The sequence below is a fragment of the Marinomonas rhodophyticola genome (assembly GCF_026113935.1).
In the GTDB taxonomy this organism is placed as follows: domain Bacteria; phylum Pseudomonadota; class Gammaproteobacteria; order Pseudomonadales; family Marinomonadaceae; genus Marinomonas; species Marinomonas rhodophyticola.
Map to the genome: position 1 here is coordinate 342,391 of NZ_JAPEUL010000009.1, position 17,344 is coordinate 359,734.

At 44.0% G+C, this 17,344-nt stretch carries 18 protein-coding genes and 1 pseudogene; 16 read left to right on the forward strand and 3 right to left on the reverse strand.

Going from position 1 to position 17,344, the window contains the following annotated elements:
- Nucleotides 1-46: 46 nt before the first annotated feature.
- From cyoA to ONZ52_RS16015, 7 genes are all read left to right on the forward strand, one after another.
- Nucleotides 47-694, forward strand: coding sequence for a ubiquinol oxidase subunit II (cyoA, locus tag ONZ52_RS15985; protein WP_265219707.1), 648 nt, complete (start codon nt 47-49; stop codon nt 692-694).
- Nucleotides 691-1,077, forward strand: coding sequence for a COX aromatic rich motif-containing protein (locus ONZ52_RS15990; protein WP_265219708.1), 387 nt, complete (start codon nt 691-693; stop codon nt 1,075-1,077). The genes cyoA and ONZ52_RS15990 overlap by 4 nt, the downstream gene beginning before the upstream one ends.
- Nucleotides 1,077-3,056, forward strand: a complete 1,980-nt coding sequence (gene cyoB / locus ONZ52_RS15995) for a cytochrome o ubiquinol oxidase subunit I (RefSeq protein ID WP_265219709.1) — start codon at nt 1,077-1,079, stop codon at nt 3,054-3,056. The genes ONZ52_RS15990 and cyoB overlap by 1 nt, the downstream gene beginning before the upstream one ends.
- Before the next feature lie 2 nt (nt 3,057-3,058).
- The gene (cyoC, locus tag ONZ52_RS16000; RefSeq protein ID WP_265219710.1) at nt 3,059-3,670 is read left to right on the forward strand and encodes a cytochrome o ubiquinol oxidase subunit III; all 612 of its coding nucleotides are present in this window, start codon (nt 3,059-3,061) and stop codon (nt 3,668-3,670) included.
- Nucleotides 3,670-3,990 carry a cytochrome o ubiquinol oxidase subunit IV gene (gene cyoD, locus ONZ52_RS16005; protein WP_265219711.1) on the forward strand — a complete coding sequence of 107 codons (321 nt, stop codon included), beginning with the start codon at nt 3,670-3,672 and terminating at the stop codon, nt 3,988-3,990. Before cyoC ends, cyoD begins: the two co-directional genes overlap by 1 nt.
- A gap of 71 nt (nt 3,991-4,061) precedes the next feature.
- On the forward strand, nt 4,062-4,952 hold the full coding sequence (cyoE, locus tag ONZ52_RS16010; RefSeq protein WP_265219712.1) for a heme o synthase: 891 nt from the start codon (nt 4,062-4,064) through the stop codon (nt 4,950-4,952).
- Between the two features lie 206 nt (nt 4,953-5,158).
- Complete coding sequence (locus tag ONZ52_RS16015; protein WP_265219713.1) at nt 5,159-6,892, forward strand: tannase/feruloyl esterase family alpha/beta hydrolase; 1,734 nt, start codon at nt 5,159-5,161, stop codon at nt 6,890-6,892.
- Here ONZ52_RS16015 and ONZ52_RS16020 read toward each other — a convergent pair.
- Entirely contained in the window at nt 6,830-7,579 is a 750-nt protein-coding gene (locus tag ONZ52_RS16020; protein WP_265219714.1) for an SDR family oxidoreductase, read from the reverse strand. The two genes, ONZ52_RS16015 and ONZ52_RS16020, sit on opposite strands and share 63 nt — an antisense overlap.
- A 201-nt stretch (nt 7,580-7,780) precedes the next feature.
- Here ONZ52_RS16020 and ONZ52_RS16025 point away from each other — a divergent pair, with 201 nt between their 5' ends.
- From ONZ52_RS16025 to ONZ52_RS16055, 7 genes are all read left to right on the forward strand, one after another.
- Entirely contained in the window at nt 7,781-8,206 is a 426-nt protein-coding gene (locus ONZ52_RS16025; RefSeq protein WP_265219715.1) for a MarR family winged helix-turn-helix transcriptional regulator, read from the forward strand.
- Nucleotides 8,207-8,230: 24 nt separating this feature from the next.
- Nucleotides 8,231-9,118, forward strand: coding sequence for an HlyD family secretion protein (locus tag ONZ52_RS16030; RefSeq protein WP_265219716.1), 888 nt, complete (start codon nt 8,231-8,233; stop codon nt 9,116-9,118).
- A gap of 7 nt (nt 9,119-9,125) precedes the next feature.
- Nucleotides 9,126-9,296, forward strand: coding sequence for a hypothetical protein (locus tag ONZ52_RS16035; protein WP_265219717.1), 171 nt, complete (start codon nt 9,126-9,128; stop codon nt 9,294-9,296).
- A gap of 10 nt (nt 9,297-9,306) precedes the next feature.
- Nucleotides 9,307-10,839 (forward strand): DHA2 family efflux MFS transporter permease subunit, encoded by a 1,533-nt coding sequence (locus ONZ52_RS16040; protein WP_265219718.1) that lies wholly within the window; start codon nt 9,307-9,309, stop codon nt 10,837-10,839.
- A gap of 197 nt (nt 10,840-11,036) precedes the next feature.
- Entirely contained in the window at nt 11,037-11,219 is a 183-nt protein-coding gene (locus ONZ52_RS16045; RefSeq protein ID WP_265219719.1) for a gamma-glutamylcyclotransferase family protein, read from the forward strand.
- On the forward strand, nt 11,203-11,646 hold the full coding sequence (locus ONZ52_RS16050; RefSeq protein ID WP_265219720.1) for a gamma-glutamylcyclotransferase: 444 nt from the start codon (nt 11,203-11,205) through the stop codon (nt 11,644-11,646). Before ONZ52_RS16045 ends, ONZ52_RS16050 begins: the two co-directional genes overlap by 17 nt.
- On the forward strand, nt 11,636-12,697 hold the full coding sequence (locus tag ONZ52_RS16055) for a class I SAM-dependent methyltransferase (RefSeq protein ID WP_265219721.1): 1,062 nt from the start codon (nt 11,636-11,638) through the stop codon (nt 12,695-12,697). Before ONZ52_RS16050 ends, ONZ52_RS16055 begins: the two co-directional genes overlap by 11 nt.
- A 105-nt stretch (nt 12,698-12,802) precedes the next feature.
- On the opposite strand, the pseudogene ONZ52_RS16060 reads toward ONZ52_RS16055, so the two are convergent.
- A pseudogene (locus ONZ52_RS16060) lies at nt 12,803-13,684 on the reverse strand (AraC family transcriptional regulator); the annotation flags it as partial.
- A 146-nt stretch (nt 13,685-13,830) separates the two neighbouring features.
- Nucleotides 13,831-14,784, reverse strand: coding sequence for a GGDEF domain-containing protein (locus ONZ52_RS16065; RefSeq protein ID WP_265219722.1), 954 nt, complete (start codon nt 14,782-14,784; stop codon nt 13,831-13,833).
- 357 nt (nt 14,785-15,141) lie between these two features.
- Here ONZ52_RS16065 and ONZ52_RS16070 point away from each other — a divergent pair, with 357 nt between their 5' ends.
- On the forward strand, nt 15,142-15,291 hold the full coding sequence (locus tag ONZ52_RS16070) for a hypothetical protein (protein WP_265219723.1): 150 nt from the start codon (nt 15,142-15,144) through the stop codon (nt 15,289-15,291).
- Nucleotides 15,251-17,188: a phytase gene (locus tag ONZ52_RS16075; RefSeq protein ID WP_265219724.1), complete on the forward strand. Its 1,938-nt coding sequence runs from the start codon at nt 15,251-15,253 to the stop codon at nt 17,186-17,188. The genes ONZ52_RS16070 and ONZ52_RS16075 overlap by 41 nt, the downstream gene beginning before the upstream one ends.
- Nucleotides 17,189-17,344 lie beyond the last annotated feature (156 nt).

The window sequence follows — 17,344 nt, forward strand, 5'->3', positions numbered from 1 at the left end:
GTTACCTGATCTTAGGTGGCAGTTTTGTGAACATAAGGGTTAGAGGATGATTCTCTTGTTAACTCGTATCCTAAATAAAGTCGCTTTGGCGCTAATGGTGGGCTTGCTCGCCGGTTGTCAGGGTGGTGTGCTTGATCCTAAAGGGCAAGTTGGTATTGAAGAGAAGCAACTAATTATTGTTGCGACTTTATTGATGCTGCTTGTTGTGATTCCTGTCATCTTCATGACACTGTATTTCGCTTGGAAATACCGTGAAGGTCGTGACGAAATCTACGAACCTAAGTGGTCTCACTCCACAAAAATTGAAACTATTGTTTGGGCAATTCCAATTGTCATCATCATTGTTCTTGGTGTGATTACATGGAAATCAACCCATTCATTGGATCCTTACAAGCCTTTGGAATCGGAAAAAGATCACATTGATGTTCAGGTCGTTTCGATGAACTGGAAGTGGTTGTTTGTTTATCCGGACCTTGGTATTGCGTCTGTGAATGAGCTGAGATTCCCAGCTAATGTTCCTGTTGCTTTCCACATCTCATCAGAAGGCACAATGAACTCGTTCTTCATTCCTCAGTTGGGTAGCCAAATTTACTCAATGGCAGGCATGGTGACCAAGCTTCACTTGATCGCAAATGGTCCGGCACATTTGACGGTTTCTCTGCGAACTACAGTGGACCTGGTTTTAGTACGATGAAGTTTAAAGCGATTGCCACCGAAACACAGGCCGATTTTGATGCTTGGGTTGAGGGTGTGAAAGCCGGTACTCACAACGTGATTAACAACGGTGTGTTGGACCAAGCCGCCTATGACAAGCTTGCTGAATATGACGCGGATCCGCATCATAAACATGAAGCAACGCCTGTTCAGTACTACAACTCTATTGAGCCAAATATCTTCATGGATAACGTGATGAAGTTCATGGAAGATCATGGTCGAGTTGAAATGCTGGAAGGAACTTCCTTTGCACCGAAAATGATTCACGGTGATTCAAACCATGGTGAAATGAAGCATGGCGAGATGAATCATGAATCGTCTGAGCAATCATCTCACGAGATGCACATGGAGGCAGACAAATAATGTCTATTCTAGGTAAATTATCTTTAGATGCGATTCCATTCCATGAGCCAATCTTGATTGTGACTTTTTGTGTCGTTGCTCTAGGTGCATTGACACTTGCATTTTTATTGCTGAAGTACAACTTGCTTGGCACTTTATGGCGTGACTGGATAACATCAATCGACCATAAACGCCTTGGCGTTATGTATATCGTATTAGCTTTGATCATGCTGTTGCGTGGTTTTGCCGATGCGGTGATGATGCGATTGCAATTGGCGTTGTCAACAAATGGTGGTGACGGCTATTTGCCTCCACACCACTATGACCAAGTCTTTACGGCGCACGGTGTGATCATGATCATCTTTATGGCGATGCCATTCATGATTGGTCTGATGAACATTGTTGTGCCGCTACAGATTGGTGCACGTGACGTTGCCTTCCCATTCCTAAACAACCTTAGCTTCTGGCTAACGGCTGGTGGTGCTGTTCTAATTAACATCTCTTTATTCGTTGGTGAATTCGCCAAGACTGGTTGGGTGGCTTATCCGCCACTAGCTGGTTTGCAATTCAGTCCGGATGTCGGGGTGGATTATTACATATGGGCATTGCAGATATCGGGGATAGGTACGACTTTGACCGCTGTTAACTTCTTGGCAACAGTGTTCAAAATGCGCGCTCCAGGTATGAAATTGATGGACATGCCGATCTTTACTTGGACCTGTACTTGGGCCAACATTTTGATCGCAGCCTCTTTCCCTATTTTGACGGTTACTTTAGCGCTACTTACTCTTGATCGTTACCTAGATTTCCACTTCTTCACGAACGAAGGTGGTGGTAACGCTATGATGTATATCAACTTGTTCTGGGCATGGGGTCACCCTGAGGTGTACATCCTTGTGCTTCCTGCATTTGGTATCTTCTCTGAGGTAGTGTCTACATTCACTGGTAAGCGTTTGTTTGGCTACAAATCAATGGTTTGGGCGACAGCTTCGATTTCCATTCTTGGTTTTATCGTATGGCTTCACCATTTCTTTACCATGGGTTCAAGTGCCAACGTTAACGCCTTCTTCGGTGTGATGACAATGATCATTGCTGTGCCGACAGGTGTGAAACTATTTAACTGGTTGTTCACTATGTACCGCGGTCGTCTACGTGTGACTGTGCCTGTACTTTGGACACTAGGTTTTATGGTGACCTTCTCTATCGGTGGTATGACAGGTGTTCTACTTGCTGTACCTGGTGCTGACTATGTATTGCATAACAGCTTGTTCTTGATTGCCCACTTCCACAACACCATTATCGGTGGTGCGGTATTTGGTTATCTAGCGGGTTTTGTGTTCTGGTTCCCGAAAGTCATGGGCTTCAAGCTTAATGAAAAATTAGGTAAGACGGCTTTCTGGTGCTGGTTGGTTGGTTTCTTCTTAGCCTTCATGCCTTTGTATGTTTTAGGCTTCTTGGGTATGACTCGTCGTCTAAACCACACTGATAACCCAGATTGGAACATTTGGCTGTACATCGCTTTGGTGGGTGCCTTTGTTATTATGGCCGGTATCATTTCTCAGCTATTGCAGTTGTATGTTAGCTTCCGTGATCGTAAAGACAATTTGGACACGACTGGTGACCCATGGAATGGTCATACGCTTGAGTGGGCGACATCTTCTCCACCACAGGTATATAACTTTGCTGTCATTCCTACTGTTTCTGACATTGATGCGTTTACTGATATGAAAGAAAAAGGTACGGCTTACGTTCGTAGAGACAGCTATGAACCGATTCATATGCCTAAAAATACGTCAGCAGGTATTTTGATTTCTGCTTGCATGACAGTAATGGGCTTTGCTTTGGTTTGGCATATATGGTGGTTGGCAGCGCTTGGCTTCGTCGGTGGTTTTGTATTGCTTGTGATCCGAGCTTACACCAAAGATGTTGATTACTATATTCAGCCAGATGAAATTGCTCGCACCGAAAAGGCGTATCTAGATAGTGTGGCTAAGGGGTAATCATGAGCACGACACATATGAGTACACATGACGCTCACGATGAGCATCACGACCACGATCCAGCACCACATAACGTGTTCGGATTCTGGCTATACCTGATGACAGACTGTTTGCTTTTTGCATCTTTGTTCGCTACTTACGCTGTGCTCTTTATGAACACAGCAGGTGGCGTATCAGGTAAAGATATCTTTGAGTTGGATTTCGTTCTTGTTGAAACGGCACTTCTACTTGTTTCAAGTATTACGTACGGTTTCGCAATGATCTGCGCACATAAGAAAAACAAAAAGGGCACCCTAGCTTGGTTGTCTCTAACGTTTCTTTTGGGCCTAGGCTTCATTTCTATGGAGGTCTACGAATTCCATCATCTAATCGTTCACGGTAACGGTCCTCAAGCCAGTGCTTTCTTGTCTGCATTCTTTACATTAGTAGGAACGCACGGCTTGCACGTAACCGCTGGTTTGATTTGGATGGCTATCCTTATGGTTGAGTTGATTGTATCTGGCTTCGGAAGCCGTACAGTGACTCGCTTGAGCTGCTTGAGTTTGTTCTGGCACTTCTTGGATGTTGTCTGGATCTGTGTTTTCACCGTTGTTTATCTGATGGGAGCGATCTAATGAGCGATCATTCTTCTGAAGCGCATTCACACGGTAGCGTGAAGTCTTACCTAGTTGGGTTTATCTGGTCTGTTATTTTGACTGGTATCCCATTCTGGATGGTAATGACGGAAGCGTTCGATAAAGGCCCAACTTATATCACTATCATTGTGTTGGCTATTATTCAGATTTTTGTTCACTTGAAGTATTTCCTTCATTTGAACTTCTCTGAGCAAGGCAAGTTGGACACTTATTCATTTATTTTTGCTGCTGTGATTATTGTGATGGTTGTCGCGTTATCCGTATGGATTATCTACGCTTCCAACGCAATGATGATGTAAGCAGAGTAATTTGATGATTATGCGGACTTTTTTCATATTATGTGATACCTGTCCGGTGGGGGCCTATAAAGATGTTTAAGCGTTATCTTCAGGTGACTAAGCCTGGCATCATTATGGGCAACCTCATCTCTGTTGCGGGAGGCTTTTTTCTAGCCTCCCGTGGCGAGATTGATTGGATTCTTATGCTAGCGACGGTTATTGGCTTGTCGTTAGTGGTTGCTTCTGGCTGTGCCATTAACAACTATATCGATAGAGATATTGATGCAAAAATGCAACGTACACGTAACCGCGTTACGGTAAATGGTGAAATGTCTGGTAAAGCGGCGTTTTTTCATGGTGTTGTGTTAGGTGTTATTGGTTTTGCTTTATTGGCGTATTTTACTAACTGGGTGGCGGTTGCTTTTGCTGCCTTTGGTTATGTTGTTTACGTTGGCTTGTATACTATGTATTTCAAGCGCAATTCCGTTTATGGAACCTTTGTTGGTAGCTTATCGGGTGCCGTTCCTCCAGTGGTAGGATATTGTGCCGCTGCAGGTCAGTTTGACGCTGGTGCTGCTATTCTTCTGACAATGTTTTGTATTTGGCAGATGCCACATTCTTATGCGATTGCTATTTTTCGCTATAAAGATTACGAAGCGGCAGGTATTCCTGTTTTGCCTGTGTCACAAGGTATTGCAAAAGCCAAGCGCCATATAGTCCTCCACATTGCTGCTTTTGCAGTGGTTGCAGCACTTTTGCCACTGACTGGCTATGTTGGAATTGGCTTTATGGTCGTTGCTTTAGCAACGAGTCTATGGTGGTTAGCCATGGCGTTGCGAGGTTACCGTTTAGGTATTGATGTGAATAAGTGGGCACGACAAGTGTTCTTCTTTTCCATTATTACGGTTACAGCGCTTAGTGTGACCATGGCATTGGATTTTAATGAAGTATCACCAAATTTATTGGTGTTTGCTGCTCATTAATTCAAGCTTTATAAAACGGGCTGTTTAGCCCGTTTTATATTTCCTTTCAGTGTTCTTCTATCACTTTCTATTTTTATTAATATTCGTTATTTTGCATACTGCCTGTTGTCTATTATTCCGACAAGGAGCCTGCTTATTTTCTCATTACAGTAAAGTGGGAAAATGGCTCTTTTATGTGGCGCTTAGAAATCAGAAAGGACGATGTAATGAAAACCCTTTTAGCCCTGTTATCACTGATTTTGCCTTTCCTTGGCTTGGCTAGTAATAATGCTTATGGTGACATCCTTCGTTGTCAGGCGTTAGTGACAAAGGCGCCTCAGAATGTCGATATTAAAACCATGATGGTATGGCGAGATAAAGAAGTTCGAAGTCCATATTGTCTCGTTTCCGGTGTGACGGCTCAACGCATGGGGGTTAATAGCAAACTTTATGCAATCCAGTTTGAGTTGCGATTACCCGATTATTGGCTGGGCCGTTTTGCATACCAGTTCAATAGTGGTGTAGATGGGGAAGTTCAGCCAGCATTGGGTAAAATGACAGGGCTTACACCGTCTCAATACGCTATTAATCAGGGTTTTGCCGTTGTTTCAAGTAATGGTGGTCACGATGCGAGGGCTTATCCTGAAGCGGGTCTTGCTGGTGTGACAGCGTTTGGACATGATCCAGAAGCACGCCGTGACTATGGTTATGGTGCGGTGCAAAAACTTAATCCTGTCGCTCGTGCTTTGATTGAAAGCTACTACGAATCACCGATTAAATATGCTTATGGCCTTGGCCAATCTAATGGTGGACGAATGGCGATGGTGGCTGCAACTCGCTTTCCTACTATGTTTGATGGCTTGTTGGTTGGTTATCCTGGTTTTAATTTACCAAAAGCTGCTTTGCAACAAGCTTGGGATACTCAGGCGTTATATCAAGTTAATGAAAACATTAGTCGAGCATTGACGCGGCGCGACTTGGTGGTGTTTGCGAAAAAAATCTTAGATCAGTGCGATGGGTTAGACGGGATTAATGACGATATGGTGTTTGCAACAGACGCCTGTCAAAAAGTGTTTGATCCTAAAGTTTTGGTTTGTAAAAGTGATTTTGATAAGCACTGTTTACCTATGCTTAAGGTCGCGGCGTTAATGAAAATGCACGCAGGACCTCATAACTCGAAGGATCAGGCTTTATATGCGGATTGGGTGTATGACACTGGCATTCGGTCTAATAACTGGCGCATGTGGAAGGTTGAAAGCACAATATCGGATTGGAGCCATAAGCCAATTAGTGTGGTAATGGGCGCGGCCGCCTTAGCCCATATTTTTACAACGCCTTTTACGGATGTCGCGGGCGATATCTATTCATTAGAAAATTATTTGCTAAAATTTGATTTTGATAAAGATGCGCCAAAAATTTACGCCACAAATAACCAATTTAAAGAATCCGCCATGGCTATGATGACGCCACTTGATGCTGCTAAGCCAAAGCTGACAGCCTTCCATCAAAATGGCGGGAAAATGATGATCTTCCATGGCAACAGTGACCCAGTTTTTTCCGTAAAAGATACAATGCGGTGGTATGATTTTCTCGATTTTGGTTTAGCGGGACGAGCATCCGAGTTTGTGCGTTTTTACCGTGTGCCTGGCATGCCTCATGGACAAGGTGGGCCATCGGCCGATCAATTCGATATGTTGCAGCCTTTGATTGCCTGGGTTGAAAGAAAACAAGCGCCTCAAGAGATTGTGGCAGCCACACGAGCGAAAAATCCAGAAATCACGGCTCGTATGGCGGGTATGACGCGTCCTCTTTGTCCATATCCTGCGTATGCTAAGTACAACAAAGGTGACTTTCTTAAAGCGAGGCTCCTTTCAATGTGTTGTCGCTCAATAATGGGCTTAGCGGCCACCACCTACGTCAATAAAGCCTGCTGTAGAATAGCTGGATTTATTACTGAGTAACCAGAGGATGGCTTCCGCGACCTCTTCTGGCTGTCCGCCACGTTGTAACGGCAAGTTGGGACCAATACGGTCAACGCGTCCTGCTTCTCCGCCATCGGCATGCATATCGGTATAGATCAAACCAGGGCGAACCACATTGACCCGAATACCCTCACTCGCCACTTCTAGTGCAAATCCTTTTGAAAAGGAATCAACCGCGCCTTTACTAGCGGCGTAATCGACGTATTCATTGGGTGAGCCATAGACGGAGGCTAGAGAAGAAACATTAACAATGGTGCCACCATTGCCGCCACGACTTTTTGCCATGTCTTGAAAGGCTTCTTGGCAGCATTGCATGGTACCAAAAACATTGGTTTGAAAGAGACGTTGCCAGCGTTCTGGTTTGGTGTCTACGAATTGCGTTTGTTGATCTAAGACACCAGCATTGTTGACCAACGCCGTGATTGGCCCCCACTGACGTCTAATCGTGGCAAACATATGAGAGACTTGATCAATGTCGCTTATGTCAGTTTGTAAACAATGAGCTAACCCACCTGACGAGACAATATCTGCGACAAGGTTTTCAGCGCAAGTCGCGTTTTTTTGATAGTTAATAATGACGCGATAGCCTTGCTGAGCAGCAAGCCTAGCGGTTGCCGCGCCGATGCCTCTTCCGCCACCTGTAATTAATAGTATAGGTGCTTTCACGCGACTCTCCTTATTTTTCAAAATGGATTAACAATACCGTGCCTAATAGGGCAACACCAGCCTTTCATTTATGTGATTTAAGGGTTTTTAGTCGGCTATTTTATGGAGATTTAGGAAGTATTAGGCATATTTATTCGGTCATGTTGAATATAGTAAGCAATGTATATAATAATTGTTGTATATGAAAAATGAGTGGTTTACATGCAGACAAACAATATTGGCTTTCTTCTAACCGACATCATCCGGCTGATGCGCAGGGAGTATTCAAAAAGTGACTTATGTATGACCCCAATGCAAGCTCGGGCGTTGGTGTACGTGTCTCGCTATGAAGGGGTAAAACAGGTGCAATTGGCAGAAATGCTTGATATTCAGCCCATCACATTAGCTCGATTGATAGATCAATTGGCGGAGGATTGTCTGATTGAGCGCTGTCCTGATCCAAAAGATCGTCGTGCCTATGGATTGTATCTCATGGAGAAATCGACACCTTTACTAGAAAAGATTGATATTGAAGTGAAGCGTGTTCATGAAAAAGCACTGCAAGGTTTATCTGAAGAGCAGGTGGCTGCTCTTCGAGATGCACTTGCTGTTATGCATATAAATTTATCAGCGGATTCGTCATTATAGAATTGACTTGGGGACATACCGGAAATGAGTGAACAAGAAACTATTTCATCTATACCAAAGCAAGTGGAAAAGCGTACTTCGCGCCGTATTTTTTTAATCGCATTGCCTGTGATCGTCGTATTGGCATCTGTTTTTGTCTATATGAAAGGCGGCCGTTATGTTGAAACTGACAATGCCTATATCCAGTCTGATATGACGACAATTAATGCCGAAGTGTCTGGCGCGATTCAGTCTATTGCGGTGAGAGAAAACGAAAAAGTAGCAAAAGGTCAGTTGTTATTTAGCATTGATGCAACCCCATTTAAGGTGGCGGAAGCGAAAGCACAAGCACAATTACAGCAAGTTAGATTGAATATTTTAGAACAGAAAGCCGCTTATGAAGAGAAAAAAGCGGAGATCACACTCGCAGAGAATCAGTTTGCCTTTAATCAGCGTGAAGAAAAACGCCAAGCGAATTTGTTAAAGCAGAAATTCATTTCCGACACGCAATTTGACCAAGCCAAACAAGCGGCTGAAGTAAGTGAACTGAATGTTGTGGCATTAAAGAAGGATTTATTTCGTCTGAAAGAGGCCTTGGGCGGTGATCCAAGTGCCGCATTGGAAGAGCATCCTAGTTATCAAGCCGCGCAGGCGGCGCTTGATCAAGCTCGTATTGATCTTGGCCATGTTGACGTGAAAGCACCTGCGTCGGGTGTGGTGGCAAAAGTTCCTAATAGTGGCGAATACATCAGTGCCGGCGCAACGGCTATGGTATTGGTATCAGACGAAAAACAATGGATCGAAGCCAATTTCACGGAAAAAGATTTGACCTATGTGCAACCAGGTCAAGAGGTTGAGATCGACGTTGACGCTTACCCTGGCGTCACCTTACATGGCAAAGTAGAAAGCATCAGTCCTGCTACGGGGCTCTGAGTTTTCTGTGATTCCCGCTGAAAACGCCACCGGTAATTGGGTAAAAATCGCGCAACGTCTTTCTGTCAAAATTCTTGTCGATACGGACCAAAATACACCGATTTTGCGTACTGGTTTTAGTTCAAATGTAACGATAGATACAGAGCATCAGCGCCGTTTATTTGGTCTAGCGTTGTGAGGCGATAGTTATGGCTACAACACAAGGCTTGCAAATGAAAGAAACCAACGTTGCGATGACTCGCATCATGATTACCATATCTGTGATGCTGGCGACCATCATGCAAGCGTTAGACACCACGATTGCCAACGTCGCCTTACCACATATGAAAGGGGCGATGGGAACGACGCAAGATCAGATTTCTTGGGTGTTAACGTCTTACATTGTTGCGGCGGCGATTTGTATGCCTCTCACTGGTGTATTAGCCGCAAAAATTGGCCGTAAGCGTTTGTTTATGTGGTCAATTGTGGGTTTTACCGTCTCGTCTATTTTATGTGGTGCGGCACAATCATTAGATCAGATTGTGCTGTTTCGTTTACTTCAAGGTGTCTTCGGTGCGAGTTTGGTGCCCTTGTCCCAGTCTGTATTACTGGACACTTATCCGAAAGAAAAGCATGGCTCTGCGATGGCTATGTGGGGTGTTGGCGTCATGGTAGGGCCAATTTTAGGGCCTTATCTTGGTGGCTTGCTGACGGAATATTACAGCTGGCGTTGGGTATTTTATATCAATGTGCCTTTTGGCATCCTTGCTTGGTTTGGTTTGGCGGCTTTTTTAGACGAATCTAAGCTGGATAAAAAGCGCAGCTTTGATTTGTACGGTTTCGTTTTACTCGGTGTTGCTATCGGTAGTTTACAAATGATGCTTGACCGAGGTGAGTCACAGAACTGGTTTGCAAGCCTAGAGGTGACGATTGAAGGTCTACTGACCATTGTGTGCGGTACTATGTTTTTGGCGCATATTTTTACCCACAGCCATCCGTTTATCGATCCAAAAATGTTTCGCGATAGAAACTTCAGTGTCGGCATGGTGTTCATTTTCATTGTCGGTATTATTCTGCTGTCCTCAATGGCGCTGTTACCGCCTTTTATGAGTTCGTTAATGGGTTATCCAGTGGTTGATATTGGCGCCATTTTGGCACCGAGGGGGTTTGGTACCATGGCGGCGATGATCATCGTTGGTCGCCTTGCAAATAAGATTGACGCTCGTTTCTTCATTACATTGGGTTTGGTGTTGATTACTTATTCTATGTGGGAAATGACGTTGTTTACCACCGAGGTGACAGCGTGGGACATTATCCGTACGGGTTTAGTTCAAGGCACTGGCCTAGGGTTTATCTTTGTGCCGTTATCCACCATTAGTTTTGCCACCTTAGATCCTAAGTACCGTAATGAAGGCACGTCTATGTTTAGCTTATTAAGAAATATTGGCAGCAGTATCGGCATTTCAGTCGTGACAACGTATTTGGCGCAACGAACGCAGATCAATCACGCTGCCTTTGCGGATTACATTAATCCTTTTAATCTTGGCCTACAGATAGCACAAGAGCAGGGTGCGTATAATACAACAACGGCAGCGGGGCTTGCGGCGCTAAACCAAGTTGTCACGGGTCAAGCGGCTACCTTGGCGTATTTACAAGATTTTCGTCTGATGATGTGGGTGACTGTCGCAGCACTGCCATTAGTATTTTTATTGAAGGGGAAGTCGAAGCAAGCCACGGCATAGTAAAAGGGGCGTCGTTCTCGTTACTTCAAATAAATGCCTAAAAGCTCTGATTTTTCAGGGCTTTTTTGTTTCACTGGGCCTTTTTCCCTTTCTTCCGTCATCGATCAATGCAGACAGAAGCTAGTACTGTCCAAAGCCACACGTTATCATGCAGGCTATCTAGGAATTTCAATTGCATATTTTGCTTGGGGGCTGCTATGAGCGCAGTAAATCGACACTTTATTTTGGGCTATGGCAGCCTAATGAACGGCGAAAGTCGTGCTAAAACGGGTGAAACAGGTAGGGTTTGGCCTGTTAAATTGCATGGTTTCGAACGCCATTGGTCTGTGATGTCGGTTGAGTACGGTATGAGGCTCCGTTGCGGTGGTCATTGCCCCTGAGAAAGCCTGTAATGGGGTGTTGGTGGAAGTGCCTCACGATCAATTTCCCTTGTTTGATGAGCGTGAGCGGGGTTATCGACGATCCATGATTAAGTCGGAGCAACTCACACCTTATCAGCAGGATGCTCTGCCTGAAGGCACGTATTGGGTTTATCATACAGACGAAGTCACACAGCCCGATCAGGATTGCCCTATTGCACTCAGTTACTTGGATGTGATCTTGTCTGGATGTTTAGAGCACGGAGATGAGTTCGCACAAGATTTTTTAACCTTAACCAAAGGATGGTCGTCGCCTTTGTTGAATGACCGAAAAGCACCGCGTTACCCAAGGGTGCAACCAGAACTGTCTACTGAGCGTTTAAACACTTTATTGGCGCCTGTAACCACCCTTTCTATTAAAGAGCTATCTGTTACTTATGAATCTTAATTTAACGAGCCAACTATTGGTGCGTAACAATACGGAATTGTCGGGTAAAATTTTATTCGCAAACCCAGAAGACACTTATCCGCTGGAGGTAAGCCGACAAGCGGATGTGTATGCTTGGTGTCAATCTAAAACATCATATGACGCTTTAATCCGCGTTGGCTTTGCGGATGAAAAACTGTTTTTATCCGAGCAATGGGCGCCAGAGAATGGTCGTGAGTTTGATTTGGTGGTTATTTATCAACCCAAAGCCAAAGAGCTACTGGATTACTTATTAGCGTCGGTTCTGCCTCTTTTAAAAGATGGCGGCCAAATCTGGCTGGTGGGCGACAATAAGAGCGGCGTTAAATCCTCTATGAAGCGACTGGAAGCAGGATTGGATGAAGTTGGTAAGAAGGATGGCGCTAAGCATTGTTTGTTGTATGCAGGTTACAAGCGTCGTCCAGCCAAGCCATTTGTATTTGAAGATTGGATCGTGACCTGGAAACAAGAAGTCGCAGGGCAAACATTGACTTTGTGCAGTCTCCCTGGTGTGTTTGGTCATGGGAAACTCGATAAAGGCACGGAGATTTTATTAAATCAACTGAATCAGCATCGCTTTATGAGTGATATTGGCAGCGCTCGCATACTCGACTTTGGTTGTGGCGACGGCATTATTGCCTTGTGGCTACACAATAAAACAGGCGCAAAAATTACCGCCTTGGATGACAGCGTGTTAGCGCTGAAAGCAACAGAGTTAACTTTTGCGGCTAATCAGGTCGGTGATGCGGTGACTTTGGTCGCTTCTAATGGTTTAGATCAGGTAAAAGGTCGCTTTAACTACGTTGTCACCAATCCGCCTTTCCACAGCGGCGTGAATACTGATTACAGCATTGCTGAAAACTTTTTCATGACGGTGAAACAACACCTGACGTTGAATGGTGAGCTGTTTGTGGTCGCCAACGACTTCTTACGTTATCCACCAATTTTAGACGCGGCACTGGGGTCTCATAGTCGTTTGTATCGAGACAAAGGCTTCGCCATTTATCATGGTCGCCAGCCGAAGAAAAAATAACGATATTAAATAGAGGCCTTGGCACGCACAGCCGTCGAGCAAAGGTCTCTAATCAATTGCTCTTGTTGCTCTTGTTGCTCTTGTGAATTTCTGTCTCGTTTTAGACTAAGACAGCTGCCAGCGTTTGAACGAACGTCTAAAATTACTCACATCGTAAAAGTTTAAATATTCTGCCACTTGTGCTTCGTTGTATCCCAATTCATTGATTAAATTAATTGATACCCGTTTTCTTGTTTGGTCACAGAGTTTTTGATAACTGGTGTTATGGGCTTTAAGCTTACGTTTCAAGGTGGCTGGGCTGAGGTTAAGTGCGTCGGACATTTGCTCCAAACTTGGTAAAGATCGAATCTGTGTATTCAATTGATTGCTTACCAAACTTAGTAAACTTTGTTGAGCCTCTAGCTTTGATACGCTCAGTCGAGACTCTTCTAAAGCAAGCTGAAAAAGTGTAGGTGAAGCTCTTTTCCAAGGAAGATCTAAATAGCTTTCTGGAATAGAAATTGTGGTGAACGTCTGAGAAAAATATCGACTTTGACCAAGAAATACATCGTACTCAGACTGATTATCCGGCGCAGGATAATCAAAGTAGAAAGACCAAGGTAAGGATTGTTGTGATAACCAGGACGTCAATGAGGTAATGGCAGTGACCGTCATGTTCTTTAAGAAAAGAGCGAGTTTTGTGTGTTTTTTACTTAACAAGGTCGTTGTAGACACCCCAAACACATCAATAAAATCGATATTAAGTTGCTCTTTGTAGGTTCTTAATTTGGGGGCTAACAGTGGAAAAAGTAAAATGGCAAATTCATCCATGAAAGCCAACGCATGACGTAAGCTTGGGGCATTCTGTAATCCACTGGACAGACTGCCGAAATGTCCTGGTAGCATGCGTTGGCCGAATAAAAAAGCCAAATCATAGCTATTGGGTAATTGGCTGGCGTTATCGCAAAGTTGGGCAAACTGTTCTGGGCTAAAGTGTTTCGAGCCAGATGCAACATCCTCGTAAAAGAGCCGGTTTTACGTAAAAAGAAATCAGGCTTTATGTCTCGCGCAATCAGCAGATCCATCAAGATGACAGATTGCTGATGAGCCAAGAGATAGCGATCTTGTTTTTCTAACCAGAATCGAGTCATGGCTTAGGTATTTGATTGCACAAGCTTGTGTTGGTTTGAGAGCGCTAAGATTGCTTGTTTAAGTAAACTATCTGGCGCTTTCATTGAATTGTCTGCCATCACCAAAACCATCGTGGCCTGTGCCGAAACGCCATGCTCTGAATCCTTAATTGAAAAATAAAATTGGTCGATGAGAGCTTTAAGTCGGTCTGCTTTTTGTTGAGCGAGAGTTTGATTGACGTTTTTCATCACAATGGCAAATCTATCTCCGGCCAAATGACAAAGCATATCTTCTTCACGCAATGCCAATAGCATAAGTTCACTTATGACTACCAAAAAGCGATCTGCTTCTCGTCCACCATAACGGTAACTAATCTCAGAAAATGGCGTGATGTCAACTAACACGAGTGCATGCTGTTGCCAGTTGGCTTTTCCTTTGGCAAAGGCGTATTCCAGCTGAGTGTTTAAATGTTCAAACTTAGGTAAGCTGGTGGTGTGATCTAAGGCGGTTGTATTGTGATAAATAGCCTGACGCTTCAGTAAATAACGATCTATTTGACCTTGTTCCTTGCGCCATAAGCAAAAAGCAACGGTCAGTGCGAGCAAGCCAACGGGCAAAGACTCGACCCAGCTGTCCCACGTATATGGAAGTGGTAAATGCACCCATTCATCAAGGAAGTCTTGAAAATTAGACGCGAAAATTCCAATAAATCCCGCTGCAAACCAGTTGGTTACTTGTCCAACGGGGCGCATTGATAGTACGAGAAGTAACCAAATCACCACACATAATGACGACGCCCCTTCACCAATAATATCGACCCAAACCCAGGTAGCTGGAGGTTTTAGTTCACCTTGTGAAAAATTCAGCGTCAGCAACAACAGAAATACAAAGCCTAACAAGGTAAGCCAAATTTTGTGACGCATGATTTTTTGAACGTTATCAATACAGGCGTAACGCCACCGATGTAACCAATCCATTATGGAATCTGCCTTATTTAATTACTGTCGAATTAGTATGTGGTGTATCTGTTACAGAATGAGGTCATTGAGTGCATAAAGTCCGATTAGCTCATAGCAAATGACGTTTGTTCAGATAAATAGCGTTATAACGGTATTTTTCCACTAAGAAACCGCGGTTTAAGCCGCTTTGTCTTTCGTCATTAAAGCTCAAATATGGGTGGATCATCGTCAAATAAGCACATAAATAGTCCCTTTAGCTTAAGCTGAAAAAAGCTGTCATAAAGTCGACATGAAGGCTTATTAAGGTGTCCTCAAATTGTTCTATCTATTGAGCTAGATTAATTAATTTATTTATCACATTGAGGAAACATTATTATGTCTTTACGTTTGTCTTTGATTGCTCTAGCAATCACTAGTGCTATGGTTTCGCCAGCTTATGCGACGACACCGAGTATTCCAACTGAGCTAAAAAGTGCGGCCAGTTTTGACGATATCGCTGACGCGGCTGTTTGGACGAGTCCCTGACAAGGCGCAAGACGATTTGTTGATTGCGACACTAGAAGATGATGGTTTGGTTGTCTTTGATTATCAAGGCAAAGTGATCATGCGCGATGACAGCAAGAACGTATTGGGTGCTGACGTTCGATATGGTCTAAAGGATGGCGATAAAAGTATAGATTTATTAGCGGTCGGATTACCGGATGACAAAGCCTTTGCTTTTTATCGCATCGATCGTTCAGCAACGACCCCCTTAACTGAAGTGGGCCGGATTTCTGCCAATATCGCTGCAGAAGCGGTTTGTCTTTATCAAAATGTGACCACAGGTGAAACCACGGTAACAGGTGTTTCTGATGGCGGTGACATTGTTCAATACAAGCTGCAATACAAGGATGGTCAGGTTCAAAGTGTAGTGAAAGATGCCGCTGGCAAGCCCGTTATGGTACGCCACACCAATGTAGGTGGTGAATTGAGTGCTTGTGTCGTCGACGATCAAACAGGCACCTTGTACGTGAGTGAGCAGAACATTGGTATTTGGGCTTACGGTGCAGACGCCGAGAATATTAAAGATCGTCGTTTGGTTGATGCCGTCGCGCCATTAGGTCATTTAGAAGAAATTGAAGGTCTGGATTTGGTCTATCAAGCCAATGGCGAGGGTTATCTTTTGGTTGCCGATGAAGGTCAAGGTTTCCTTGTGTATGGCCGCAAGAAAGGCAACTATTTGACTCGTTTCAATGTTGCTGGCGTCGAAGAAGCGAAAATTATAACAGCATCGACCAATGCCATCTGGGTTGGTAATACCGAAGCAGACCAGCCTGTTTATGAGAAAATTGCTCTGGAGCAATTAAGCCAAGGTATGCAAAACGAGAAAGTGGTCTTCAATCATTTACGCGATTACCGCGATTTAACGGTTCAAGGCGTAAAATTGGTCGCGGCCAGCGGTGAAACAGATGAAGTCAGCAAAAGTGGCGACGCAGCAGATGATCCAGCATTTTGGTTGAACCCTGATGACGCCTCAAAAAGCCTGATCATAGCGACCAACAAAAAAGGTGGTTTGATGGCATATGATCTTAATGGTAAAGAGCTGCAGTTCTTAAAAGGCGGTAAGCCTAACAATGTTGACCTTCGTACCGTGCAAGATTGGGATGGTAAAAGCTTTGCCTTGGCGGCGGCGTCAAACCGTGAGTTAAACACCATTGCGCTTTATAAAATTGGTGGCAAAAAGCCAATCGAACCATTAAATGCCATTGGCAGTCATGTTCATCCAGAGCAAGCCGAGTTGCTTTCTAATGTCGATGAAGTTTACGGGTTGTGCATGTATCAAGCCAAAGACGGCACACCGTATGTTTTCGTTAATGGTAAAAACGGTGTGATTGAACAATGGCGTATTACACCGACACAAAAAGGCATGAAGGGCGACATGGTTCGTACGCTAAAAGTAGAGACCCAGCCTGAAGGTTGTGTTGCCGATGATGCGACAGGCACGCTTTACGTTGGGGAAGAAGATAAAGCGATTTGGGCCTTCCAAGCCGATGAAAAAGCGACTATGGAGCCAAGTTTATTTGCTGCAGTGGATGGCAAGCGATTAGTTGACGACATTGAAGGCATTACCTTGTATCAAAACGACGAAGTGAATTACTTGATTGCATCGAGCCAAGGTAATAACACTTACGCTATTTTTGATCTTGCCAATAAAAATCAGTACCTAGGCAGCTTTGCCATTATTGGTAACGATGAAAAAGGGGTTGATGGCAGCAGTGATACCGATGGCATTCATGCCGTATCTGCGAACTTGGGCGCCACATATCCGCAAGGAATTTTTATTGCCCAAGATTGGAACAATCTTGATGCGCAATACAGAGCCGAAAACCAGAACTTCAAAATTGTTAATTGGGAAGACATTGCAAAAGTATTTAAGAAATAGATTTGTTTCATAAAACAAAAAAACAACAATCCGCTAATACTTTTCGTATTAGCGGATTTTTAATGTTTCGAGTTTGTCGGTTTATACCTTGGAACTGTCCTGTTGAAATCGCATGAATCACTCCAGCTTTAGGAATGAGCATTAAAATCAGTAGTC